General features: G+C 60.4%; 20 protein-coding genes. 15 read left to right on the forward strand and 5 right to left on the reverse strand.

Features of this window, described 5'->3' with window-relative positions; genetic code table 11:
• Positions 1–17: 17 nt before the first annotated feature.
• The 3 genes from AC07RZ_RS06945 to AC07RZ_RS06955 all read left to right on the forward strand — a co-directional run bounded on the left by AC07RZ_RS06945 (position 18) and on the right by AC07RZ_RS06955 (position 2,055).
• Positions 18–353 carry a 4a-hydroxytetrahydrobiopterin dehydratase gene (locus tag AC07RZ_RS06945; protein WP_494667510.1) on the forward strand — a complete coding sequence of 112 codons (336 nt, stop codon included), beginning with the start codon at positions 18–20 and terminating at the stop codon, positions 351–353.
• Positions 350–1,159, forward strand: a complete 810-nt coding sequence (locus AC07RZ_RS06950) for an SDR family oxidoreductase (protein ID WP_494667388.1) — start codon at positions 350–352, stop codon at positions 1,157–1,159. The genes AC07RZ_RS06945 and AC07RZ_RS06950 overlap by 4 nt, the downstream gene beginning before the upstream one ends.
• Before the next feature lie 83 nt (positions 1,160–1,242).
• Entirely contained in the window at positions 1,243–2,055 is an 813-nt protein-coding gene (locus tag AC07RZ_RS06955) for a DUF1223 domain-containing protein (protein ID WP_494667389.1), read from the forward strand.
• An 84-nt stretch (positions 2,056–2,139) separates the two neighbouring features.
• Here the strand turns inward: AC07RZ_RS06955 and AC07RZ_RS06960 are convergent, their stop codons facing one another.
• From AC07RZ_RS06960 to AC07RZ_RS06970, 3 genes are read right to left on the reverse strand one after another with little or no spacing between them, the layout of a single operon-like run.
• A complete protein-coding gene (locus AC07RZ_RS06960; protein WP_494667390.1) occupies positions 2,140–3,498 on the reverse strand; it encodes an amidase in 1,359 nt (452 codons plus the stop codon).
• A gap of 32 nt (positions 3,499–3,530) precedes the next feature.
• Entirely contained in the window at positions 3,531–4,217 is a 687-nt protein-coding gene (locus tag AC07RZ_RS06965) for a DUF2848 domain-containing protein (protein ID WP_494667391.1), read from the reverse strand.
• A gap of 58 nt (positions 4,218–4,275) precedes the next feature.
• Positions 4,276–5,562: an MFS transporter gene (locus AC07RZ_RS06970; protein ID WP_494667392.1), complete on the reverse strand. Its 1,287-nt coding sequence runs from the start codon at positions 5,560–5,562 to the stop codon at positions 4,276–4,278.
• A gap of 607 nt (positions 5,563–6,169) precedes the next feature.
• Here AC07RZ_RS06970 and AC07RZ_RS06975 point away from each other — a divergent pair.
• From AC07RZ_RS06975 to AC07RZ_RS07010, 8 genes are all read left to right on the forward strand, one after another.
• Positions 6,170–8,656 carry a type VI secretion system Vgr family protein gene (locus AC07RZ_RS06975; protein ID WP_494667393.1) on the forward strand — a complete coding sequence of 829 codons (2,487 nt, stop codon included), beginning with the start codon at positions 6,170–6,172 and terminating at the stop codon, positions 8,654–8,656.
• Positions 8,653–9,438 carry a DUF4123 domain-containing protein gene (locus tag AC07RZ_RS06980; protein ID WP_494667394.1) on the forward strand — a complete coding sequence of 262 codons (786 nt, stop codon included), beginning with the start codon at positions 8,653–8,655 and terminating at the stop codon, positions 9,436–9,438. Before AC07RZ_RS06975 ends, AC07RZ_RS06980 begins: the two co-directional genes overlap by 4 nt.
• A 15-nt stretch (positions 9,439–9,453) precedes the next feature.
• Positions 9,454–10,002, forward strand: a complete 549-nt coding sequence (locus AC07RZ_RS06985) for a DUF3304 domain-containing protein (protein ID WP_494667395.1) — start codon at positions 9,454–9,456, stop codon at positions 10,000–10,002.
• A gap of 2 nt (positions 10,003–10,004) precedes the next feature.
• Positions 10,005–10,667, forward strand: coding sequence for a DUF3304 domain-containing protein (locus AC07RZ_RS06990; protein WP_494667396.1), 663 nt, complete (start codon positions 10,005–10,007; stop codon positions 10,665–10,667).
• A 123-nt stretch (positions 10,668–10,790) separates the two neighbouring features.
• Positions 10,791–11,345 (forward strand): DUF3304 domain-containing protein, encoded by a 555-nt coding sequence (locus AC07RZ_RS06995; protein ID WP_494667397.1) that lies wholly within the window; start codon positions 10,791–10,793, stop codon positions 11,343–11,345.
• 118 nt (positions 11,346–11,463) lie between these two features.
• Positions 11,464–12,006 (forward strand): DUF3304 domain-containing protein, encoded by a 543-nt coding sequence (locus AC07RZ_RS07000; RefSeq protein WP_494667398.1) that lies wholly within the window; start codon positions 11,464–11,466, stop codon positions 12,004–12,006.
• A 2-nt stretch (positions 12,007–12,008) separates the two neighbouring features.
• Positions 12,009–13,778 carry a T6SS phospholipase effector Tle1-like catalytic domain-containing protein gene (locus tag AC07RZ_RS07005; RefSeq protein ID WP_494667399.1) on the forward strand — a complete coding sequence of 590 codons (1,770 nt, stop codon included), beginning with the start codon at positions 12,009–12,011 and terminating at the stop codon, positions 13,776–13,778.
• A gap of 12 nt (positions 13,779–13,790) precedes the next feature.
• Positions 13,791–14,048, forward strand: coding sequence for a PAAR domain-containing protein (locus tag AC07RZ_RS07010; RefSeq protein WP_494667400.1), 258 nt, complete (start codon positions 13,791–13,793; stop codon positions 14,046–14,048).
• Positions 14,049–14,375: 327 nt separating this feature from the next.
• Here AC07RZ_RS07010 and AC07RZ_RS07015 read toward each other — a convergent pair whose 3' ends face one another.
• Both AC07RZ_RS07015 and AC07RZ_RS07020 read right to left on the reverse strand, forming a co-directional pair.
• Entirely contained in the window at positions 14,376–15,326 is a 951-nt protein-coding gene (locus tag AC07RZ_RS07015; protein ID WP_342830243.1) for a LysR family transcriptional regulator, read from the reverse strand.
• A gap of 69 nt (positions 15,327–15,395) precedes the next feature.
• Positions 15,396–16,385, reverse strand: coding sequence for a flavin reductase (locus AC07RZ_RS07020; protein WP_494667401.1), 990 nt, complete (start codon positions 16,383–16,385; stop codon positions 15,396–15,398).
• Positions 16,386–16,535: 150 nt separating this feature from the next.
• On the opposite strand from AC07RZ_RS07020, the gene AC07RZ_RS07025 reads away from it, so the two are divergent.
• From AC07RZ_RS07025 to AC07RZ_RS07040, 4 genes are all read left to right on the forward strand, one after another.
• Positions 16,536–17,333 (forward strand): TatD family hydrolase, encoded by a 798-nt coding sequence (locus tag AC07RZ_RS07025; protein WP_494667402.1) that lies wholly within the window; start codon positions 16,536–16,538, stop codon positions 17,331–17,333.
• Between the two features lie 22 nt (positions 17,334–17,355).
• Positions 17,356–19,767 (forward strand): DNA internalization-related competence protein ComEC/Rec2, encoded by a 2,412-nt coding sequence (locus tag AC07RZ_RS07030; RefSeq protein WP_494667403.1) that lies wholly within the window; start codon positions 17,356–17,358, stop codon positions 19,765–19,767.
• A 320-nt stretch (positions 19,768–20,087) separates the two neighbouring features.
• Positions 20,088–21,446: an amidase gene (locus AC07RZ_RS07035; protein ID WP_494667404.1), complete on the forward strand. Its 1,359-nt coding sequence runs from the start codon at positions 20,088–20,090 to the stop codon at positions 21,444–21,446.
• Positions 21,447–21,538: 92 nt separating this feature from the next.
• Positions 21,539–22,378 carry an alpha/beta fold hydrolase gene (locus AC07RZ_RS07040; protein ID WP_494667405.1) on the forward strand — a complete coding sequence of 280 codons (840 nt, stop codon included), beginning with the start codon at positions 21,539–21,541 and terminating at the stop codon, positions 22,376–22,378.
• The last annotated feature ends 55 nt before the right edge of the window (positions 22,379–22,433 follow it).

Consider the following 22,433-nt stretch of genomic DNA (forward strand, 5'->3'; position numbering starts at 1 on the left):
TTCAGCTGCTCCAGGTTATAGAATTGAAGTTTTCACGAACGGATACTTCAATGCCAAGTTCTACTCATATCGGCGCCGCAGCGGCGCTCCAAAGCCTGGCCACCTGGACTGCGGCGGATGGCCGCGATGCGATTCAAAAGACTTTCCGTTTCGCAGATTTCAACGCCGCCTTCGGTTTCATGACACAGGTGGCGCTGCTGGCGGAAAAAATGGACCATCACCCGGAGTGGTCGAATGTCTATAACCGCGTAGAGGTGCTGCTGACTACCCATGACGCCAACGGCGTTACCGATCTCGATCTGCGGCTGGCGCAGTTCATGGATCGTCACGCCGCCGCTGCCGTCAAAAATTGAACAAGCACGCCAGCCAGCCGCCCAAGGCCGGCACGGCGGCGCCCGCCGTCGTGCTGATTACCGGCGCCGCCAAGCGGGTCGGGCGCGGGATCGCCGAACGGTTTGCGCAAGCCGGTTATGCGGTGGTGGTGCATTACGGCAGTTCGCAGCAGGAGGCGCTCGATACGGTGCAAGCCATCGAAGCCGGCGGCGGCAGCGCCGTCGCCTTGCAGGCTGACCTGCAGGCGCCGGACCAGCTGACGGCAATGGTGGCCGCGGTCTACGCCAGGTTCGGACGGCTCGATGTGCTGGTCAACTGCGCCGCGGTATTTTTTCCCGATACGCTGGCCGATTTTGAGCTGCCGGACCTCGAACGTTCATGGCAAGTGAATTGCCGTGCACCGTTGCTGCTGACCCAGGCATTTCACCAGCAAGCCAGGCAACGCGTCCAGCAAGGCGTGGTGATCAATGTGGTGGACCAGAAAGTGCGCGCCAATTTCCATCCCGAGGATTTCAGCTATACCGTGGCGAAAGCCGCGCTGGGCAACCTGACGGCGATGCTGGCGATGTCGGCGGCGCCGGTATTGCGCGTCAATGCCCTGTATCCCGGCCTGATGGCGACCAGCGGCGACCAGAGCCAGGCCGATTTCGAATATTCTTCCGCCCGTTCTACGCCGCTCGGCTATATCGCGCCCATCACGGAAATTGCCGACGCCATCCTGTTGCTGACAAGGCCTTCGTTCAACGGCGCCGAGTTTGTGGTGGACGCCGGGCAAAACCTGGTGCGGGTCGAACGCGACGTGATCAATTTGTACCGGGCGCCGTAGCGCCTGGCCCGGGTTGGTGCTGGTGTGTAAGGAAACCGCGAGGTGGAACGACCAAGCAGCAGACGACCAGCCAGGAGAGCCACGTGCCAGACCTTATCAATGTTGCAAAGAAGATTGCCGTAGCCGCGCTTGCGCTCGGCATTTCCGCCGCCGTTCAGGCGCAGGACTACAGCGCGCAAAGCCCGCCCAACCGGGTGGCGCTGGTCGAGCTGTATTCCAGCGAAGGCTGCAACAGCTGCCCGCCGGCCGACCAGTGGCTGTCCAGGCAAGGCGCGCAAGCCAGGCCAAGCGAGGCCGGAGCCGAGCGCATCGTGCCGCTGGCCCTGCATGTCGATTATTGGGACAACCTTGGCTGGAAGGACAGGTTCGGCGACCATCGCTTCACCGTGCGGCAGCAGGAGCTGGCGGCATCCGCCGGCAGCCGCGTGGTGTACACGCCGGAAATCTTTGTCGGCGGCCGCGAGCTGCGGCAATGGAGCGCGAACAAGGCTTTTGACGCCGCGATCGCAAAAATCGCGGAGCAGCCGTCGCCGGCCGACATCGCCATCAAGCTGTCAGGCACGGCGGCGCGCAGCTTCGACCTGTCGGCCAGGGTCAAGCTGCGCCAGCCTTCCAAAGACAGCCATGAGGCTTACATCGCGGTCTACGAAAACAAGCTGGTATCGAAAGTGGCGGCAGGCGAGAACGACGGCGTGACGCTGCATCACGACTATGTCGTGCGGCGCTGGCTCGGTCCGTTTGCGTTGAAGGATGGCATGGTGCAGATCAATCAAAAGCTTGCGCTCGACAGCATAGGCACGGACGTCCGCGCCGACCGCTTCGGTATCGTGGCTTTTGTCCAGAATGCGAACAGCGGGGAAGTATTGCAGGTAGCCAGGCTGGCGGTCGATCGCTGATCATCGCTGAGTGGCGGCCAGAGGCGGAAAAAAGCCGGATCAATCGCTTGATCCGGCTTTTTGTTTGGCAGCATGCAGCCGGTATCAGGCAGCCGCCAGCGCAGCCTCCACCGCCAGCCCGATTTCCAGGATCTTGCGGTCGCTGCCGCCGGCGCCGGCCAGCATCAGCCCGACCGGCGCCGTGCCGGCGGCATGGCAAGGCAGCGACAGCGCGCAGCCGTCGAGAAAATTGATCACCGATGGATTGCGCAAGATCAGGCCGTTAGCGGCGAAATACGCCTCGTCGCTGGCTTCCAGTTCGGCAATCAGCGGCGCCACGACTGGCACGGTCGGCAGCAGCAGGGCATCGTAGCCCGCGATCCTGGATTCGACCGCCGCGATCCATTGCTTGCGCGCCGCGAACAGGTCGATCAGGTCAGCCGCGCTGATTTCCTTGCCGCGCAAGATGCGCGAAATCACCCGCGGGTCATAGGCAGCGGCGCGCTCGGCGATCAGCGCGCGATGCCATGCATAAGCCTCGGCGCCGGTAAAGCCGCCCTTGGCGTTGATTGCGCCCAGCGCCGCAAATTCGGGTATCTCGATTTCCTCGATCAGTGCGCCCGCAGCCTGCAGCCGCCGGCGCGCATCGGCAAACGCCGCCGCGACCTGCTGGTCCATGCCGTCCAGCACCAGCGTGGTCGGCAGCGCCAGGCGCAGGCCGCGCAGCGAATAAGGCTGCAACGGCAATAGCGGTTCACCGGCCAGGATCGCATCGAGGGTGGCGCAGCAGGCGACGCTGTTGGCGATAGGGCCGATCGAATCGAGCTGCGTCGACAGCGGCAGTACGCCCTGCAGCGAGATCCGGCGCGCAGTCGGCTTGAAGCCTGTCAGCCCGCACAGCGCGGCCGGGATGCGCACCGAGCCGCCGGTGTCGGAACCGATGGCGGCGGCCGCCATGGCGTCGCTGACCGACACCGCGGCGCCCGACGAGGAACCGCCCGGTATGCGGCCGGCGCCTCTGTCCCAAGGATTGCGCGGCGTGCCGTAGTGCGGATTGATGCCGAGGCCGGAATAGGCGAATTCGGTCATGTTGGTGCGGCCGATGATGACGGCGCCGGCCGCCGCCAGGCGCTGCACCGCCAGTGCGCTGACGCTGGCCGGCGCAGCGTCGCGCAGCGCCACCGAACCGGCCCGCGTGGTGCTGCCGGCGACATCGAACAGATCTTTCACCGAAATCGGCACACCGTCGATCGGCGAGCGTGCCTGGCCGCTGGCGCGCAGCAGGTCGGAGGCTTGCGCCGCCGCCCGCGCCGCCGTCGCATAGAGTTCGGTAAACACCCGGCTGCCTTCGCCGGACGGCTCCAGCGCGCGCTGCAGCGCGGCCTCGGTAAGGTCGGCCGAACTGACGGCGTTCCGGCTGAGCGCCGCGGACAGGGATTGCAGGGTAGGTAGCGTGGTAGTCATGCGGCCTCGTGAAATAGTGTGGAATCCGATGTTCAGGCAACTTCCGGCAACACTTCTACCTGGTAGCGATGGCGCAAGGTGCGCTGCCGGCGCGGATCGAACAGCTCCATTGTAAATGAGCGGGCCGGGCGGATGCCGCCGATCGCGGCGACGGTGCCGCAGGTCATGCCGCTGCCGGCGGGCAGCACGGCGGCGCCGTTGGTATAGCCCGCGATCAGGTCCTGCGGCGTGCGCAGCGAAGCCAGCGTGCCTTCCTGGTACAGCAGCTGCTCGCCGTTTTCTTCGATGTAGGAGCGGATCACCAGTTCATCCCAATGGTCGGCGACCTCGGCCAGGCGCCAGGCGCCGGCGGCGACCGGCTTGACGCAAGCCTGTTTCGACAGCGCCACGCTGTGCGCTTCCAGCTTGCGGTCGGTATGGTCGGAAGCGATGCTGACATACAGCTCGCCGCCGGCGGCAAAGACAAAGGTTTCCACTTCGCCCGAGGAATCCGGGCCGACCACTTGCACCTGTTCCGCCTGGGTCAGCTGGTTGCTGGCGACGCGGTAATACAGCGGCACCGCGCTTGGGCGCGAGATGCCGAGCGCAGCCAGTTCCTCTATGTGATGTTCGATGGCGGCATGGTCGCGCCCGGCCCAGCCGGCGACGATCAGGGTATGGATATCGGTGTCGAGCTGGCGCGAGCCTTGCTCGCTGTCGACCTGAAATGAGATGTGCATGAGATGGTTCCAGCTTTAAAGAAGGCGGCCGGCGGGAAAGCCGGCGCCAGTTAGAAAATCAGCGAACTTTTTTGATGAACAGCAAGACCAGGATCGTTGCGCAGAATTCCAGCGCAGCGACGAAGTACAAACCGGAAGCGACGCTGCCGGTAGAGGTTTTCAGCGAGCCGATCAGGTAGGGCGCGGCGAAGCCGGCCAGGTTGCCGATCGAATTGATCAGCGCAATGCCGCCGGCCGCCGCGGTGCCGGTCAGGAACGCGGCCGGGATCGACCAGAACACCGGGAACGCCGCCAGGATGCCGATAGCCGCCAGCGTCAGCGCGCACAGCGCCAGCACCGCGCTGCCGATGAAGAAACCGGTCAGTATCAGGCCGATGCTGGCCACCAGCGTCGCCAGCGCGCAGTGCAGGCGGCGTTCGCCGCTGCGGTCGGAATGGATACCGTTCCAGATCATGGCGATGGTGCCGGCGAGGAATGGGATGGCAGAGATCAGGCCGATCTGCAGGTTGCCGACGATGCCGATTTCCTTGATGATCGACGGCGACCAGAAAGCAATCGTGGCATTGCCGCTGACCACGCAGAAATAGACGGCGGCGCAGATCCAGACCCGGTAGTTGCTGCAGGCGTCGCGCAGGGACGCATGTTTATTGTCGTGGTTCTCGGCCGCCAGCGCGCCGCTCACCGCCTGCTGTTCAGCCGGGCTCAGCCAGCCGGCGTTGACCGGCTTTTCCGGCAGGTACAGCAGCACCATGATGCCGGCCAGCACCGAGGGTATGCCTTCCAGCAAGAACAGCCATTGCCAGTTGGCGTAATGGCCGACGCCATCCATGGCGCTCATGATGAAACCGGCGATCGGCCCGCCGACCACGCCGGCGATGGCGAACGAAGTCATGAACAGGCCGTTGACGCGGGCCCGCTTGGCGGCCGGGAACCAATAGGTCAGGTACAGCACCACGCCGGGGAAAAAGCCGGCCTCGAATACGCCCAGGAAAAAACGGATGACATAAAACATGGCAGGCGTCTTGACATACACCATGGCCATCGAAGTCAGGCCCCAGAGGATGGTGATGCGCGCCAGCGTCTTGCGGGCGCCGATCTTTTCCAGCAGCAGGTTGCTCGGCACCTCGAACAGGAAATAACCGATGAAAAAAATACCGGCGCCGAGGCCGTAGATCGCTTCGCTGAACTGCAGGTCCTGCAGCATCTGCAGCTTGGCGAAACCGACGTTGACGCGGTCTATCCAGGCCAGCACGAACAGGAATACCAGGAACGGAATCAGCCGCCAGGCGATTTTCTTGTAGGTCGCTTCCAGCGCGTCCGGCGCCAGGTTGAGGTTGTTGCGCATGTGATGTCATCCCGAAATGAATGTGCTCCGCCGTGGCTGGCGAAGGATGGCGCGGCGTTTCTTTGACGTCCGTCACCGGCGGCCAGGACCGGCTACCGGATGCGTCGAGTATGCGTACCGGCCTGGCGGCTGTCCAACAAGAAATTGTCAGCGCAATTGAATGGAAAATCTTATGAGCAAAAGTGGGGCGCTGCATTGGGCGTTTGCCGCATTTTGGCCGCGCTGTGCACTGCGGCTGTGCTTTATGGTTTTTCTTAAAAACAGGCTGGCGATGTTTTAAGCAATGCTTTATTGCTTTTGCGATGCTGGCTCCCGATGCCGTATTGAACCGGTTTTCAGGCAGCGGCTCTTGTCTGGCCGTATGGAGCAACGTGGCGCAACAAACCGGTAGATGGGCGCGGCCGGGCAAGCGGAAACCTCCGAGTCTGTTATTTTTCATAACAGTTTCTTGATTGTAATTAGATGTTAGTTTGTCAATATTATTTCCTTGTGCCACAATCCTTCGCACTTCAATCAAGTGCGAGCCGCGCACCGGCGCAGCCCCGCTGGCGTAGTCCGATATGGAGAGCGGGCGGTTTCAGCAACAGACAAAAAAACAAGGACGACAATGACGCAAGAGTTCATCTCCTCGTGGCACAAGGGCCTGGGCCAGCACAGCCGCCTCCTGAAACTCGAAACCCTGCTGGGACAAGACGTACTGCTGCCGCAGCGCCTGGTTGCCGAAGACCGTTTGGGGCGCGGGTATGAATATACCGTTGATGTTTTGTCCCTGGACCGCAGCATCCCCCTCAAACAATTGATTGCCCAGCCAGTCACCCTCTGGCTGCAGCAGGCCGACCAGCGCAGTTACTTGCCGGTCCACGGTTATGTGCAGCGCGCCCGCAAGCTCGGCTGCGACGGCCTGCTGACGACGTATCAATTGACCTTCCGTTGCTGGCTGCATTTCCTCAAGTACCGCAAAGACAGCCGCATCTGGCAAGACCGGGACGCCACCGACATCCTCTCCGAGGTATTTAACCGCCATCCCCAGGGCCATGGCCGTTACCGTTTCAAGCTCAGGCGCCCGCCCGCGGCGCGCTCGTATTGCACCCAGTACGAGACCGACTGGCATTTTGCGATGAGGCTGATGGAAGAAGAGGGCTGGTACTGCTATCACGAGCAGCAAGAGGACGGCAAGGACCACATGCTGGTCATCACCGATTCGGCGCGCAGCTTGCCTGCCCTGGACCCTGCCGCCGTCCGTTTCCACCGGGCCGGCAGCCGGGACGAGGCCGACAAGATCACCGAATGGAGCGGCGAGCGCCAGCTGCGCAGCCGCAAGCTGGAAACGGTCACGACTGACTACAAGGCGCCGCGCCAGGCCAAAGGTGCTGCCAGGCGGATTACCCCGGAACACGGCAACATTCCCGAGCAGCTGGGAGTCTACGAATACACCGGTGCCTATACCTATGGCCAGCAGGCACAGGGCGATCTGCAGGCGCAGAACACGGTCGAGGGCTGGGAGTCGCAAGCCAAGCGTTATTTCGCCTGGTCTGCGGTGCGGCGCATGGCGGTCGGGTCGTATTTCAGTTTCGAAGGCCATGCCGACCATGCCGAGGCCACAGACGAGCAGCGGCAATTCATTGTCATCGGCCTGCATTGGTATGTCGAAAACAACCTGCCTTTGTCTGGCACGGCGGACGACGTGCCCGGCAGCTTGCGGGAACAGCTCGCCGCCATCAAGGAACGCGCCGGCGCCAGCCAGGCCGCGGCCAACAGCGGATTTTGCATCAACCGGATCGAAGTGCAGCGCCGCAGCCTCGAATATCGCAGTCCAAGGGAACATCACAAACCCGTCATGCATACCCAGACCGCGGTTGTGACAGGGCCGGAAGGGGAGGAGATATTTACCGACGCGCTCAACCGGGTCAAGGTGAAGTTCGTGTGGGCGCACGGCGTCGCCTCTTGCTGGGTGCGCGTCAGCTATCCAAACGCGGGCAACAATTACGGCGGCGTCTATACCCCACGCATCAACATGGAGGTGATCGTCACGTTTCTGGACGGCGATGCGGACCGTCCGGTCATCACCGGCCGTCTCTATAACGGCGACCAAGCGCCGCACTGGCATACCGACGGCAAATTGTCTGGATATAAGTCCAAGGAGCATATGGGGAAGGGATACAACCAGCTGGTGATGGACGACAATACCCGGCAGAACCGCCTGCAGCTGTACAGCACAAATACCCACGCCCAGCTCAACCTCGGCTATCTGGTCGGCCAGCAAGGCAATACCCGCCAGGCATTCTACGGCAGCGGCTTTGCGCTGAACACCAATGCATACGGCGCCGTCGTCGCCGGCCAGGGACTCTACCTGAGCACGTTCGGCCGGCCCGGCGCCACCGGCTCCCAGCTGGACGTGCGGGAAGCGCACCAGCAGCTGACGGCATCCCGGCGCCTGACCAAAACCTTGTCGGACGCGGCCGCCAAAGCCGGCGCGCCTGCCTTGGAAGCGCAAGATACGCTCGAACAATTCATCGACGCCACCCAGGACCAATATGCCGGGCAGGGCCAGGAACAGGCCAACCGTTTCCGGCAACCTGTCTTGCTGGCGGCGTCTCCGGCCGGCATCGGCCTGGCCACGCCGAGCAGCACGCATCTGCACAGCGGCGACCACCTGACCGTGTCCAGCGGCCAGGACACCAACCTGGCGGCAGGCAACAACCTGGCTGCCAGCGTCAAGCAGCAGATCAGCCTGTTTGCCAGCCAGGGCGACATCAGCCATATCGCCGGACGCGGCAAAGTGGCAATCGAGGCGCATGACAACGCCATCCGCCTGGTCGCCCAAAAGGTGATCGAGATGATCAGCGCGGAAGACTGGCTGCGCTTCAAGGCCAAGAAGGGCATCAGCTTCAATGTGGGCGGCACCGAATACACCATCCAGCCGGACGGCCACCGCTGGTTCACGCCGGGCGTGGTGGAGCATCATGCGATCAGCCACGGCACCTTCCCGCCGCAGAGCAGGTCGGCGGCCATGCCTGTCTTACCCAAAGGCGTTTGCCTGCCGTGCATGTTTAAGGCGGGCCGGCAGGCCAGGCTGGTTGCGCGGTTGACATGATGCGCCATTATTCCCTGATCGACGGCGGCTTGGTGTATGACGCGATATGCAATCACCCGTTGTTTACGGACCCCGCTGTCAACTGGTGCGCGCCGCTGCTGCCCACCGAGAAACGCTGCCTGGCCGGGCCGATACTGATAGACATGGCGCTCGTGGACGCAGCAGGAGCGGAAGCCAGATCTGCGGTCGATGCCGTACTTGGCGGCTTCCCGGGGCGGCTGCATTGCTCCACGCTGCAAAGCCAAGCCGACCTCGCCACGCTGGCCGGCCATCTGCAACGGTTCACGTGTTTCTACGACCAGGATGCCGTACTGCTGGGGCTACGCTTCGCGGACGCGCGAATCCTGGTGCATCTGCCCGCCATCATGACGCCGCAGCAGTGGGGCGAAATGACCGGACCGATAGAGCAATGGCGCACGTTTGACCGGCGTGGTGAGGAAGTCGTCTTGATGCTGCCGGAAGATCGCGCCAGCCTGATCCCGGAAGACAAGCAGTTTGCCTTGAGCGGCGAACAAATGGCGACTTTTGCCGTTGGCGCCGAGCCCGATATGTTGCTTGAGCAGTTGGTAGGCACGAAGCACGCCGCGAAAGGCCATTTGCATGACGATTGGCGTCTGGCGTGCGAGTGCGTCGCGATATGGCAAGAAAGCGGTTCCGATAATCAGGAGGTCTTATTAAGTTTCGCCCGCAAAATATTCAGCTCGAAAGGCCGGGCATTGCAGGAAAGAGACTGGGTGTCGTTTCTTGCGCATGCCGGACCGCAAGAGATTTCAGATTCGTGATCCGAGGATATGCACATGAAGAATAACCACATTAAATCCATTTCATTGCGCTGGCTGTTACCGCCATTCTTGGCAGTGCTGTTGAGCGGCTGTGCAGCTAGGGGCGTTAATGGGCTCGCGCCGGAGGGGAAGACACCGACATCTCTTTCGTCTGTTACCCACTATGGAAAGGGGATCGGCGTTTCCGAATTCTATGTCAACGGTAAATGGGGAGGCGCTCAATATAACGGTTGGGGTGGAGGAGGAGCGACGGTGTGTTGTTTGAACTTGCCAGATAAGCCAAGTATGCCTCTTTTGGTGACGGTAAGATGGAAAACATACCGTATGAATTTTAAAGAGGAGCGTTGGCATGAAGCTACCGTACCGCTACATATTTCAGAAGCGAAACCGGGAACAGGTTATGGTGCGGTTGTGCATTTCCTGCCTGGTCATAAAGTCGAAATTTGGATCGCAGACGAGGGAATTGGAAGCCCCAACTATCCCGGGCCAGCTTATCCGCGCGGCCCGGCCCCAAATTATATTCCTCTCCCCGACGAAAAACTTGAACCGGCAAAGAGGAAATAAACATGGCGAATGCAAAATCCGGCCTTGAACAGGCCCAAATAGTCTGTCCACGTGTGTTGCCAATGGATTGCAAAAAACATTGCGACTTCAATTTGAACACTGACATTTTTCAAAGGAACCAGATGAAAAATAGTTTTTTTCGATCTGTATTTTTGCGTTGGTTGTTTCTGACACTCTTGGCCGTACTGTTGAGCGGCTGTGCTGCTAAAAGTGTTAGTGGCTTAGCGACGGAAGGTCAGACGGTAACTTCTCTTTCATCCGTCACTCACTATGGCAAGGGGATCGGCGTCTCCGAATTTTATGTCAATGGCAAATGGGGCGGTGTCCAATATAACGGGTGGGGCGGTGGAGGCTCGACGGTGTGTTGCCTAGGTTTGCCTGAGAAGCCAAGCTTGCCTCTGATGGTGACGGTGAAATGGAAAACTTACCGCACAAATTTTAAAGAAGAGCGCTGGCATGAGGCGACCGTACCAGTACATTTTTCAGAGAATGAAGTGGGTTATTTATATATTCATTTTTTTCCTGGGCATCGAGTTGAAGTATGGTCGTCAGCAAAATATGGGCCGGGCAATCCAAAATACCAAGGTCCCGCTTATCCAAGTGGCCCGGCTCCTGATTATGTGCCACTTCCCGATGAAAAATCTGAACCGGCCAAGGGCAAATAAACATGACGAATGTAAAGTCCTGTCTCGAACCGGCCCAAGTAGTCTGTCCACGTCCGTTGCCGACCGATTGTGGAAAACATTGCGACTTCAATTTGAATGTCGGTATTTTTTAAGGGAAATTAGATGAAGAATCGTTTCTTTAAATCTGCATTATTACGATGGTTGCTGCCGACGTTCTTAGCCATCCTGCTCAGTGGCTGCGCTGGTGCCGGATCAAACAGATTGATGGCGGAAGGAAAGATTGCCACCTCCATTTCGGCAGTGTCGCACTATGGTAAGGGCATCGGAATTGGAGACTTCTATATCAACGGTAAATGGGGTGGGGTTTTATATGATGGTTGGGGCGGCGGCGGCGCGACGGTGTGTTGTATCAGTCTGCCGCATACGATCAACTCGCCCATCATGGTCACCGTGAAATGGGAGACCTATCGCACGAGAGTCGCAGAGGAGCGCTGGCACGAGGCGACTGTGCCCCTGCATATTTCAGAAGCTAAACCAGGAACTGGTTACGACATGGTTGTACATTTCCTACCAGGTCACAACGTTGAAGTTTGGATCGCAGATGAGGGTACTGGTAGCCCTGATTATCCAGGACCAGCTTATCCGCGCGGCCCCGCCCCAAATTATATTCCTCTCCCCGACGAAAAACCTGAACCGGCAAAGGGAAAATCAATATGACGAATGCAAAGTTCTGCATCGAGCCTGCCCAAGTAGTCTCTCCATATGCGTTGCCAATGGATTGCGAAAAACATTGTGATTTCAATTTAAACATTGGCATTTTTTTAAGGAAAACCAGGTGAAAAACAGTTTCTCTAAATTTGCGTTATTGCGTTGGTTGTTGCCGACGCTCATAGCCGTCTTTTTGAGCGGTTGCGCTGCTAGAGGCGTCAACGGCATGGCGCCGGAGGGGCAGACTCCAGTCTCAATATCTTCAGTCGTGCATTACGGAAAAGGCATCGGCATTGCGGAGTTTTATGTCAATGGCAGACGGAGCGGTTCTCAATATGACGGCTGGGGTAGCAGCGGTAATTCGTGCTGCCTGAATCTGCCAGATAAACCAAACATGCCGCTGATGATGACGGTGAGATGGAAAACCTACCGTACGAACTTCAAAGAAGAACGTTGGCACGAAGCTACCGTACCAGTGCATTTTGCTGTCCCCCTCGGAGATGGCTATGGCTTGAAAGTCCATTTCTTGCCGGGACATCAAGTCGAAGTATGGTACGCGCGCTCCGGAGCAGCGAATCCTGACTACCCTGGCCCCTCGTATCCGCGCGGGCCAGCTCCAAATTATATTCCTCTCCCCGGTGAAAAACCTGAACCAACAAAGGGGAAATAAACATGGCGAATGCAAAATCCGGTCTTGAACAGGCCCAAGTAATCTGTCCACGCGCGTTGCCGATGGATTGTGGAACATATTGCGACTTCAATTTGAATATCGGCATTTTCTTTGATGGTACCGATAACAACAAAGAGCGAGATATTGAGGCCTTGGCTCAGAGCAATATCGCACGCTTGTCTGACGCATATCGTCATCATCCGTTGGAAGGTTTTTTTTCTGTATATATTGAAGGTGTTGGTACAGCCTCTCCTGAGAAATTTGGCACTAATGGTGAAGATGTCCGGGAGGCTGCTGCTGGCAAGGGTGGTCAACCAAGAGTCATTTGGGGGCTGTTGGAGGTACTAAATTCAGTGCACAGCTTCGTGAATCGTGACGATCCAATGTTTGATGATAAGCAAATGAAAGCTTTGTGCAGCGATCACTGGGTAAAGCCTGAAGATCGACGTGAATGGCCAATACCCCTTCCATCCGAGGAAGACAAGATACTCAAAGCGCTCGGCTTGAAATCCGGTCTGGTCGATTACGAAAAGACGCGAGAGGATTTCTTGAAACAATGTGCCCTCAAGCTGAGCATCCAGCTCAAGGCGCCGAAGACCTTGCCGCGTCTGGCAGGCATTTATCTCGATGTATTCGGATTTTCCCGTGGCGCAGCCCAGGCGCGCGTGTTCACCAATTGGCTGCATCAATATTTCCTGATTGACGGCAAACTGTTTGGCATTCCCGCCTATGTCCGGATGTTGGGCCTCATGGATACGGTTGCGTCGGTGGGCGTTACCAATGCAAACAATGGTGAGGGGCATTGGGACTGGGCTACGGCGGAGAATTTGCGCATTCATCCGGAGGTCAGGAACTGCGTTCATTACGTGGCCCTGCATGAGTTTCGCACTGTCTTCCCCCTCGATAGCATATGTCAAGGCGATGTCTTGCCATCAAATTGTTACGAACATTATTATCCTGGCGCACATGCCGATATCGGCGGCGGTTACGCGCCCGGCGCTCAAGGCAAGGCGGTACGAATCGTTGATGGCGTGCCGGTCCCGGACGATAGCAAAAAGCTGTCGCAACTCCCACTCAACGATATGTATCAGGCAGCAAGAAAAGCCTGCGAATATCATTCCGCCGGTCAGCCGTGGCTAGAGGTGACGCCGGAGTCCGAGACTGACGAGAATCCATTGATTGCACAATTCGCGCTGGATCCCGAAGTCCGTAAGGCGGTAGCCGGCTATTTCGCCAACTGCCGCATCGTCAAGGATCTCCCCATTGATCGGCAATTACGTGCGCACGGTTTGATGTATTTGGCCTGGCGCCACATGGTAAATACGGCTGAAGGTTTTGAGCGCCTGTATAGCGTGAGGTATGCACAGGCAGCTGGAATCATTAAATATCGCGACAATTTGGGCAATATGAAAGAGCGAAATAGCCTGTTCTATTATCGAAAGGGGCAAGAAGTGTTCGCCAAGCAGATCGAGCTGGTATCTCGATATCTTCCCATTGTTGATCCAGAGGACCGGTCTGCGCGGCATAACTATAATAAAAATGTCACTGAGATTTATAACGTGATCCAGACGATCAAAGTGCCTCCTGAGGTGGGTGCATTTTACGATGAGATGGTGCATGATTCCTATGCCGGTTTCATCGAAAAATTAGGCGGCGAATTTTTGCGCAAGCAGGTTGAGTTTGAAGGCTACCTGCGCTATCGGGCCGTCTATCTCGGCAATCGGACACGGGAAAATTCCATGCATGTCGCTCCCGAAGCGCGCCGTGCTTGACAAGGAGATTCCATGAAAAATTCTCAAGGCCAAGGCGTCATCCGCCTCCGCGACAAAACCAGCCACGGCGGCGAAGTGACCAGCGCTTTCGCGGGTTTCAACGCACAGGGCATTCCTGTGGCGGGAGAGGGGTGCATGACATACAGCCCACGCTGTCAAGGCGAGTTCGAGATTCTCACGAGAGGCAGCGGCAGGCGGCATGACGGAAAGTGGCTGGCATATGACTCGGATGAAACTGCTTGTGGCGCGCGGCTGATTTCATCTCCCTGAGTTATTGAGAGTTTCATCATTCATGGCATCGCCACGGCACGAGTCATCTGGGGTCAGAGTCAACTTTCGCGGCGCTTCATCGCGAAACTTGACTCTGACCCCACATGACGGATTCGGAGAAAGACAGGGCGCACGGCGCGGTTTTTTTTAACGATGCGGCAGGTGCTTCGTGGCCCGCTAATTGGGGTCAGAGTGAAGTTTCTGCAAAAAGCGCGCAGAAAGTTCACTCCGACCCCAATTAGCTGCGTTTGTTGAACACGCAGAAAAACCGGGCAAGGGCATTGTCATGTTTTATGCAACGCTCAATAGGCGCCGCTGTAGCAATTTTTAGATTGCCGCGAACGGCAATTCCAGTGGTTCAGAAGGCAGCCGGGCGATCTCCGGCCCCCAGTTCAGTGCGAATTCGGAAGCGGTTTCCTGGGCGATGCTGGCAATGGTTTCAGTCAGTGCATTTTCCGGATCGTTGCGGAACGAAGCCATCAGCAGCAAAGCCGGAAAATCGGCATCCACCCGCAGCAGCTGCAGGCTGCCGTCGTTGAGTTCGCGCTGGATGATCGCAGGCGGCACCACGGCGACGCCGAAACCGTCGCTGACCAGCCGTATCATGGTCGCCACCGAGGTGATGCAATTGATGTGCAGCGAACCGCGTTCGCTGTTGGAAAACAGTTGTTCGATGATGGTGTGCGGTCCCGAGTTGCGGGCAAAGCTGACCAGCGGGAAAGCCGCCAGGTCCGACAGGCTCAGCGTTTCGCTGCCGATTTCCAGCTTGCTGCTGCCGACCCAGCGCATCGGCAGTTCGCACAGTTTGAGATTGCGGATATTCGGCGCGATCACCGGTTCCGCCTGCAGCACCAGGTCGAGGTCGCCCTTGCTGAACTGTTCGCGCAGGTGGATGGTGGTGTCGCTGGCGATTTCGATTTCCAGCTGCGGAAACAGCTTGTGGATGCGGCCGATCAGGTCCGGGAACCAGCTGTGCACGATCGATTCGATCACGCCTATGCGCAGCACGCCGGAATAGTTGTCGCGCGCCGACATGTCGTCCTTCATTTCACGCATCAGCTTGACGATGCGCTCGGCATATACCAGCGCCTTGCTGCCGTCGGTGGTCAAGGCCACCTCGCGCGCGCCGCGGTCGAACAGGCGCACGCCGAAATCCTGCTCCAGCGTGGCGATGCGGCTTGATACCGCGGCCTGGGTAGTATGCAGTTTTTCCGCCGTCAGCCGGAAGTTCTTCAACTTCGCCAGCCAGACGAAGGTTTCGAGGAAGCGGATGTTCATCGGTGCTGTCGGCAATCCATCAGTGAGATTCCAGTGTAGCGCATTGGCATGGCCTTGTCGGCGGGCGGCTTATTCGCCCGGCAGCTTGCCGTCGTCGGTCAGCGAGATGAAACGCCGCAGCAGCGTGCGCAGGGCGATGGTGTCGACCGCGCCCAGGCTGCCCAGCAGCGCCAGTTCGGTTTGCTTGCCGGCATTGGCGATTTCTTGCGCCAGGGCCTGGCCCATGGCGGTCAGGTAAAACAGTCCGCGCTCGGTGCGTTCGCCCTGGTCCACTACGACTTGCAGCAGGCCGCGCGCAGTCATGTCGTCCAGCACATTGATCAGCGGCGTGTGGCCGGCATAGACGAACAGGCGGTTCAGTTCCGCCAGGCTGCGGCCGTTGCGCGCCGCCAGCGTATTCAGCACGAAAAACTCGGCGTCGTTCAAGCCCTGCAGGGCGCCGAATTCGCGCAGTTTTCCATACAGGTGGAAATAGGCGCTGCCGAGCAGGTAGCTCATCGAATTCTCGTCGAAGCTGTCGGAGGCGGCGGTAGCCTTGATCAGCGCTTCGGCTTCATCGGCCAGTTCCTTGCGGGTGGCGACGGCGTAGTTGCCGCGCTGGTATACCAGCGGTGCGATGTCGGAATGCTCGAAGTGCATGACTTCGCCGACCATGATGATGTGGTCGCCGCCATCGTAGCGGTAGGCGGTCTTGCACTGCATGCGGGTGGTGCAGCCGTCCAGCAGCGGCGCGCCGCCCATGCCGGTTTCCAGCGCGAGGCCGGCGAACTTGTCGTGCGCGCGTTTGCTGAAATGGGTGGCCAGCTGGTCCTGGTCGTGCGACAGGATGTGCACCGCCCAGTATTCGGCGGCTTCGAAAGCCGCCAGGCTGTTGGACGACTTCGACAGGCTCCACAGCACCAGCGGCGGATCGAGCGAGACCGAGTTGAAGCTGTTGGCGGTCACGCCGACCAGCTTGCCGTCGGCCTGGCAAGCGGTAATGATGGTAACGCCGGTGGTGAAGGTTCCCAGCGCGTTGCGGAATTCGCGCTGGTCGAACGGGGTGGACGGTTTGGACATCTACATTGCTTTCTGACAAATACTTTTTGGCATCATGTTATCAGGCTCTGGCTCGGAGCGAGGGGGATTGTTTATCCAGTTGCTTATATTGGCCAAAGTCAGCCCATGCTAGGATGGCAATCTATCAATTCCTTTTGAAAAGACCTGCCGATGTGGATAGACACCCATTGCCATCTGGACGCCGCTGAATTCGGCGGGGAACAGGCGCAAGCTGCGGCAGCGGCGGCGCAGCAGGGCGTCGATTGGATCGTGATCCCGGCAGTGGAGCGCGCCAACTTCGCCACGGTGGCGACGCTGGCCGCGCAGCTGCCCAATTGCACCTATGCGCTGGGCATCCATCCGCTGTATGTACCGCAGGCCGAGGAGGCCGATCTGCTGGCGCTGCGCACGGCGATCGCCGGGGCAATCGCCGATCCGCGTTTTGTGGCGATAGGCGAAATCGGCCTCGATTTTTTTGTTCCCGGCATGGACAGCGGCCCCTTGCGCGAAAAGCAGGAGCATTTCTACGTCGAGCAATTGAAGATGGCGCGCGATTTCGACTTGCCGGTATTGCTTCATGTGCGGCGCTCGCAAGATATCCTGCTCAAGCATCTGCGCCGGATCAAGGTGCAGGGCGGCATTGCCCATGCATTCAACGGCAGTTTCCAGCAAGCCGAAGCCTTCATCGGGCTCGGCTTCCGGCTCGGTTTCGGCGGCGCCATGACGTTTACGCGCGCGCTGCAGATCCGCCGGCTGGCGGTCCAGCTGCCGCTGGCGGCGCTGGTGCTGGAGACCGACGCGCCCGACATGTCGCCGGCCTGGCTGCACCCGCAACCGAACCAGCCGCAGCAGATCCCGCGCATCGGCGCCGTGCTGGCCGAGTTGCGCGGCATGGCGCTGCCTGACCTGGCGCAGGCGACCGCCGCCAATGCCCGCGCGGCCTTGCCGCGCCTGGCGGCGTTGGCTTAAGTAGCGCAACGGCGCGGCGGGCATGCGCAGCGCCGTGGTCGGCCTTGTCCTCGGTGTTGGCTTTTTGCAAACCCAGGCGGCATTGCTTGCGGTCTGGCTGCTATGCTGCCTGCTGGTCTCAGCGTGGCTGCCGGCTGCAGTCGCCCGTAAAACCTGCAGTCCCTATCTCGGATCGGTTGCTAACCTGCTGGCCGGCATGTTGTTCGGTTTTGCCTGGGCCGGGCTGTTCGCGCAATATCATTTAAGGCATGAGTTGCCGCCGGCGTGGGAAGGGCGCGATATCACCGTGATCGGCACGGTCGACAGCTTGCCTTCCTATTCCGAGAGCGGCGTCCGTTTTACTTTTGCCGTTGAAAAAGTGCTGGATCAGGACGGCGCAGCGCCGCTGGTTCCGCCGCGCCTGGCGCTGGGCTGGCATCAGGAGCAAAACGGCGAAGAGGTCCGGCTCCAGGCCGGTGCGCGCTGGCAGTTGAGCGTGCGCCTGAAACGTCCGCACGGAAATGCAAATCCGCACGGTTTCGACTATGAAGCATGGCTGCTGGAGCGCAAGCTGCGCGCCACCGGCTACGTCCGTTCCGGGCAACAGAACCGGCAGCTGCAGGCATTTGTGTTCAGCCCGGGCAACCTGGTTGAAGTGCTGCGCAGCCGTTTGCGTGAACGGATCCTGCAAGCGTTGCCCGAGCGCCGCTACGCCGGCGTGCTGGTGGCGCTGGCGGTGGGCGACCAGCGCGCCATCGAGCAGTCCGACTGGGAAGTCTTCAACCGCACCGGCGTCAGCCACCTGGTCGCCATTTCCGGTCTTCACATCACGATGATTGCCGGCATGTTCGCCGTCATTGTTTCAGCGCTGTGGCGCCGTTCCTTCTTCACCGGCGCGGCCTTGCCGCTGTTGCTGCCGGCGCAAAAAGCGGCAGCGCTGGGCGGCGCGCTGGCGGCCCTGTGCTACGTCGCGCTGGCCGGCTTCGGCATACCCGCGCAGCGTACCTTGTACATGCTGCTGGTGACTGCGCTGGCTTTATGGAGCGGACGCATCGCCAGCGTGTCGCATGTGCTGTGCGCGGCGCTGGCGCTGGTCTTGCTGGCCGATCCCTGGGCGCTGCTGTGGCCGGGGTTCTGGCTGTCTTTCTGCGCGGTCGGCGTGATCCTTTACACCAGCGTCGGCCGCAGCGCGGCCGTTGCGGCACCCGAACAATCGCTGCTGGCACGCTGGCGGCATGGTTTGAAAGCTGCCGGCTCTACCCAGTACGCGGTGACCATCGGCTTGCTGCCGCTGACGGCCCTGCTGTTTGGCCGCGTCTCGCTGATCGGCCCGCTTGCCAATGCGCTGGCGATCCCGCTGGTCGGCCTGGCCGTGACGCCGCTGACCCTGGTCGCCAGCGTGCTGCCGGCGCCGCTGTCGACCTGGCTGTGGCGCGGCGCGCATGCGCTGGTAGAGCTGCTGGCCGTCTTCCTGGACTGGCTGAGCGGTTTGCCGTTCGCGGTATGGCAGGCGCCGTTGCCGCAGGCATGGACTTTTGCGCTGGCGCTGCTGGCTACCCTGTGGCTGCTGGCGCCGCGCGGCTGGCCGCTGCGCTGGCTGGCGCTGGGCGGTTGGCTGCCGCTGCTGCTGGACCAGGGCAGCCGTCCTGGTCCGGGGGAAATGTGGATCACTGCGCTCGATGTCGGCCAGGGCATGGCGGTGCTGGTGGAGACCGCCGGGCATCGCCTGCTGTACGACAGCGGCCCGTATTATTCGCCGGCGTCGGATGCCGGCAGCCGTGTCGTCGTGCCTTACCTGAGGGCGCGCGGCATCGCGGCGCTGGATGCGCTGCTGGTGTCGCATGCCGACAATGACCATTCCGGCGGCGCATTGTCGCTCATGGGCAGCATCAAGGTGGGCAAGGTATATTCGTCGCTGGCGCAAGATCATCCGATCGCCAGGACAGCGGCGGTCCACCAGCGCTGCCACAGCGGCCAGGCGTGGCAGTGGGGCGGCGCCAGCTTCGACATGCTGTACCCGGACCAGGAGCATTATCCGGCGCCGGAGAAGGCAGCAAAAACCAAGGCGAATACGCTCAGCTGCGTCCTCAAGATCAGCCACGGAAGGCATGCCATCCTGCTGCCGGGCGATATCGAAGCAGCCCAGGAAAAGCAGCTGGCCGCCAGCCACGCGGGGCAGCTGAAATCGACGGTGCTGCTGGCGCCCCACCATGGCAGCGGCACGTCATCGACAGCCGCGTTCCTGGCAGAGGTCGAACCGCAAATCGCCTTGTTCCAGGTCGGCTACCGCAACCGTTTCCGTCATCCGAAACAGCAGGTGCTGGAGCGCTACCGGGATCTGGGCATCGCCGTCTTGCGTAATGATGCCGACGGCGCAATCATGCTGAAATTCGGCGAAACCGTGATTGCCGATACCTATCGTGAGCAGCACCGCCGCTATTGGTACGGCCGTTAGCCCGGCGCGCCGTTACTTTTTCCAGACAGCCGCCCCGATCGTGTGCGGATTTCCATCCGTTTCGATCCATGCCTCGGTTTGCCAAGCCATGGAAAAACGCTATTTTTCATGTGCTTACCGTTTTATGCCGGGATGGCACAGCATGTGCTTGATGATCAAAGACGAGAATCTTCGCATCTCGTTCAATAAATTTAAAAAGGGGGAGACAAATGGACAATCAGCGCCGCAATTTCTTACAGAAGGCCGGTGGCTATGCAGCCCTTGCAGGACTCGGCACCGTAGCGCCACAGGTTTTTGCGCGGACTAGCGGCGGAGTTTCCATGGGGAAATTATCCATGGTGGAAATGTCGCATCGGCTGGCGGCCGGCTCGCTGAGCAGCCGCCAGCTGGTGGAGGAAGCGCTTGCCGCGATCGGCGATCCACAAGGCGAGGGCGCACGCGCTTTCATGACGGTGTATGCCGAACAGGCGCGCGCGGCAGCTGCAGAGATCGACGCCCAACGCCGCAAGGGAGTGATTGCCTCGCCGATTGCGGGCATCCCGATTTCGATCAAGGATCTGTTCGACGAAGCGGGCCAGACCACCTTGGGAGGCTCCACGGTCCTGGTCGGCCAGCCCGCCGCGCTCCGCGATTCGGTTGTCGTGGCAAGGCTGCGCAAGGCCGGCGCGGTCATCATCGGACGGACCAATACGGTCGAATTTGCCTATACAGGCCTTGGCATCAATCCGCACTACGGCACGCCGAAGAACGTCTACGACCGCGCCACCGGCCGCATCCCCGGCGGCTCGACATCGGGCGGCGGCATTTCGGTAGCCGACGGCATGGCTGCCGGCGCCATCGGCACCGATACCGGCGGCTCGCTGCGCATCCCGGCGGCGCTTAACGGCCTGGTCGGCTTCAAGCCGACGCAACGCCGCGTGCCGCTCGACGGCGTGATGCCGCTGTCGACCTCTTTGGATTCCGCCGGTCCGATCGCCTGGAGCGTCGCGGACTGTGCATTGCTTGATGCTGTGCTTGCCGCGGAAACCGTGCGCGCGCCGGATGCGCCGCCACTGCGCGGATTGCGTTTTGCGGTGCCCAAGACTTTCTTCCAGAACGATTTGTCCGAGCCTGTGGCGCGCGCGTTCTCGAGCGCTCTGGAGCGGCTGTCGGCGGCAGGAGCGACCATCGTTGAATTGCCGATGGCCGAATTTGCGCAGGCTCCGAACATCAACCCGCGCGGCATGATCACCGCGTCCGAGGCGTATGCCTGGCACCGGAAATATATCAAAGACGGCGCGGACAAATACGATCCGCGGGTACTGGCGCGCATCAAGACCGGGGAGGCCATCAGTGCGCCCGACTATGTGCAACTGCTGGCGCTCCGGCGCGACTTCATCCGCTCGATCAACCAGGCCGCGGCAGGCTATGACGCGATGCTGATGCCGACCACTCCCGACATCGCGCCGCCGATCGCCGATGTGCTGAAAGACGATGAAAGTTACTACCGCATAAACGGACGGATGCTGCGCAACCCGTCGGTGGTCAACCTGTTCGACGGCTGCGCGCTCTCGGTGCCATGCCACCAGGCGGGAGACGCGCCGGTCGGCCTCATGATTGCGGGCATCCAGAATACGGACCACCGCATTCTCGCGGTAGGACGCTCGATAGAGGCGGTTGTCGCGCCGCGCCGCAGCTGACTCCTGAGCGCCGGCTCTAATATTCCCTTTGGAGCACGGCTGCTTTCGGTTTTAAATGAGACCCCATTGAAACAGGTTTTTTTGTCTTATTTATGATTGACGCTATTCGTCCGATTTTGCATTTCATTCACGGCAACAGTTTTCCGGCAGGGACTTACCGCCAGTTCCTTGACTTCCTGGGGTACGACTACGATGTTCGTTCGCTCGACATCCACGCCCATAATCCCAAATACCCGGTCACCGACGGCTGGCCGGCGCTGGTGCAGGAACTGATCGACGAGCTGGCGGCGCGTTACGAACAGCCGGTGATCCTGGTCGGCCACTCCATGGGCGGCGGCCTGGCCCTGCTGGCGGCGCAACAGCGGCCGGACCTGGCCAGCTGCGTGGTGATGCTGGATACGCCGGTAGTGGTCGGCTGGCGCGCCAGCCTGCTGCGCGGCGCCAAGGCGCTGGGGCTGGACAAGCGGGTGTCGCAAGCCCGGTTTTCCGTCAAGCGGCGCAACCTGTGGCCGAGCGCGGAAGCCGCCTACCAGCATTTCGCCGGCAAGCAGGTGTTCGCCAACTGGGCGCCCGAAGTGCTGCGCGACTACATCACCTACGGACTGGAAAAGGAGCAGGGCAATGTGGTCCTGCGTTTCCGGCGCGATATCGAAACCGCCGTTTACCGCACTCTGCCGCACGACATGGGCAATGTGCTGAAACACGGTTTCCCGGTGCCAATCGGTTTTGTCGGCGGCGTCGATTCGGTCGAATGCCGGCAGGCCGGGCTGGATGCCACCAGGCGCCTGGTGGGCAGATATTTCCGGCAAATCCCCGGCGGCCACCTGTTCCCGATGGAAACGCCGGAGCTGGCGGCGGCCACCACGCGTCAGATGATCCAGTCCCTGTTGGGGCAGCGGGATCCCGGGCCGTCGATTCGTAACAATTCGTAGCCATTCGAGGTCCGATCCCCGGCATGTTGTAGGATACAGGGCTATTTCCATCGAA

This window comes from Collimonas sp. GW821-FHT07E08, assembly GCF_059418905.1.

What these genes read in the sequence shown, in the direction of transcription:
- AC07RZ_RS06960 (WP_494667390.1), bottom strand. Translation starts at nt 3,498, where the DNA reads ATGACTACCACGCTACCTACCCTGCAATCCCTGTCCGCGGCGCTCAGC.
- AC07RZ_RS06965 (WP_494667391.1), bottom strand. Translation starts at nt 4,217, where the DNA reads ATGCACATCTCATTTCAGGTCGACAGCGAGCAAGGCTCGCGCCAGCTC.
- AC07RZ_RS06970 (WP_494667392.1), bottom strand. Translation starts at nt 5,562, where the DNA reads ATGCGCAACAACCTCAACCTGGCGCCGGACGCGCTGGAAGCGACCTAC.
- AC07RZ_RS06975 (WP_494667393.1), top strand. Translation starts at nt 6,170, where the DNA reads ATGACGCAAGAGTTCATCTCCTCGTGGCACAAGGGCCTGGGCCAGCAC.
- AC07RZ_RS06980 (WP_494667394.1), top strand. Translation starts at nt 8,653, where the DNA reads ATGATGCGCCATTATTCCCTGATCGACGGCGGCTTGGTGTATGACGCG.
- AC07RZ_RS06985 (WP_494667395.1), top strand. Translation starts at nt 9,454, where the DNA reads ATGAAGAATAACCACATTAAATCCATTTCATTGCGCTGGCTGTTACCG.
- AC07RZ_RS06990 (WP_494667396.1), top strand. Translation starts at nt 10,005, where the DNA reads ATGGCGAATGCAAAATCCGGCCTTGAACAGGCCCAAATAGTCTGTCCA.
- AC07RZ_RS06995 (WP_494667397.1), top strand. Translation starts at nt 10,791, where the DNA reads ATGAAGAATCGTTTCTTTAAATCTGCATTATTACGATGGTTGCTGCCG.
- AC07RZ_RS07005 (WP_494667399.1), top strand. Translation starts at nt 12,009, where the DNA reads ATGGCGAATGCAAAATCCGGTCTTGAACAGGCCCAAGTAATCTGTCCA.
- AC07RZ_RS07010 (WP_494667400.1), top strand. Translation starts at nt 13,791, where the DNA reads ATGAAAAATTCTCAAGGCCAAGGCGTCATCCGCCTCCGCGACAAAACC.
- AC07RZ_RS07015 (WP_342830243.1), bottom strand. Translation starts at nt 15,326, where the DNA reads ATGAACATCCGCTTCCTCGAAACCTTCGTCTGGCTGGCGAAGTTGAAG.
- AC07RZ_RS07020 (WP_494667401.1), bottom strand. Translation starts at nt 16,385, where the DNA reads ATGTCCAAACCGTCCACCCCGTTCGACCAGCGCGAATTCCGCAACGCG.
- AC07RZ_RS07025 (WP_494667402.1), top strand. Translation starts at nt 16,536, where the DNA reads ATGTGGATAGACACCCATTGCCATCTGGACGCCGCTGAATTCGGCGGG.
- AC07RZ_RS07030 (WP_494667403.1), top strand. Translation starts at nt 17,356, where the DNA reads ATGCGCAGCGCCGTGGTCGGCCTTGTCCTCGGTGTTGGCTTTTTGCAA.
- AC07RZ_RS07035 (WP_494667404.1), top strand. Translation starts at nt 20,088, where the DNA reads ATGGGGAAATTATCCATGGTGGAAATGTCGCATCGGCTGGCGGCCGGC.
- AC07RZ_RS07040 (WP_494667405.1), top strand. Translation starts at nt 21,539, where the DNA reads ATGATTGACGCTATTCGTCCGATTTTGCATTTCATTCACGGCAACAGT.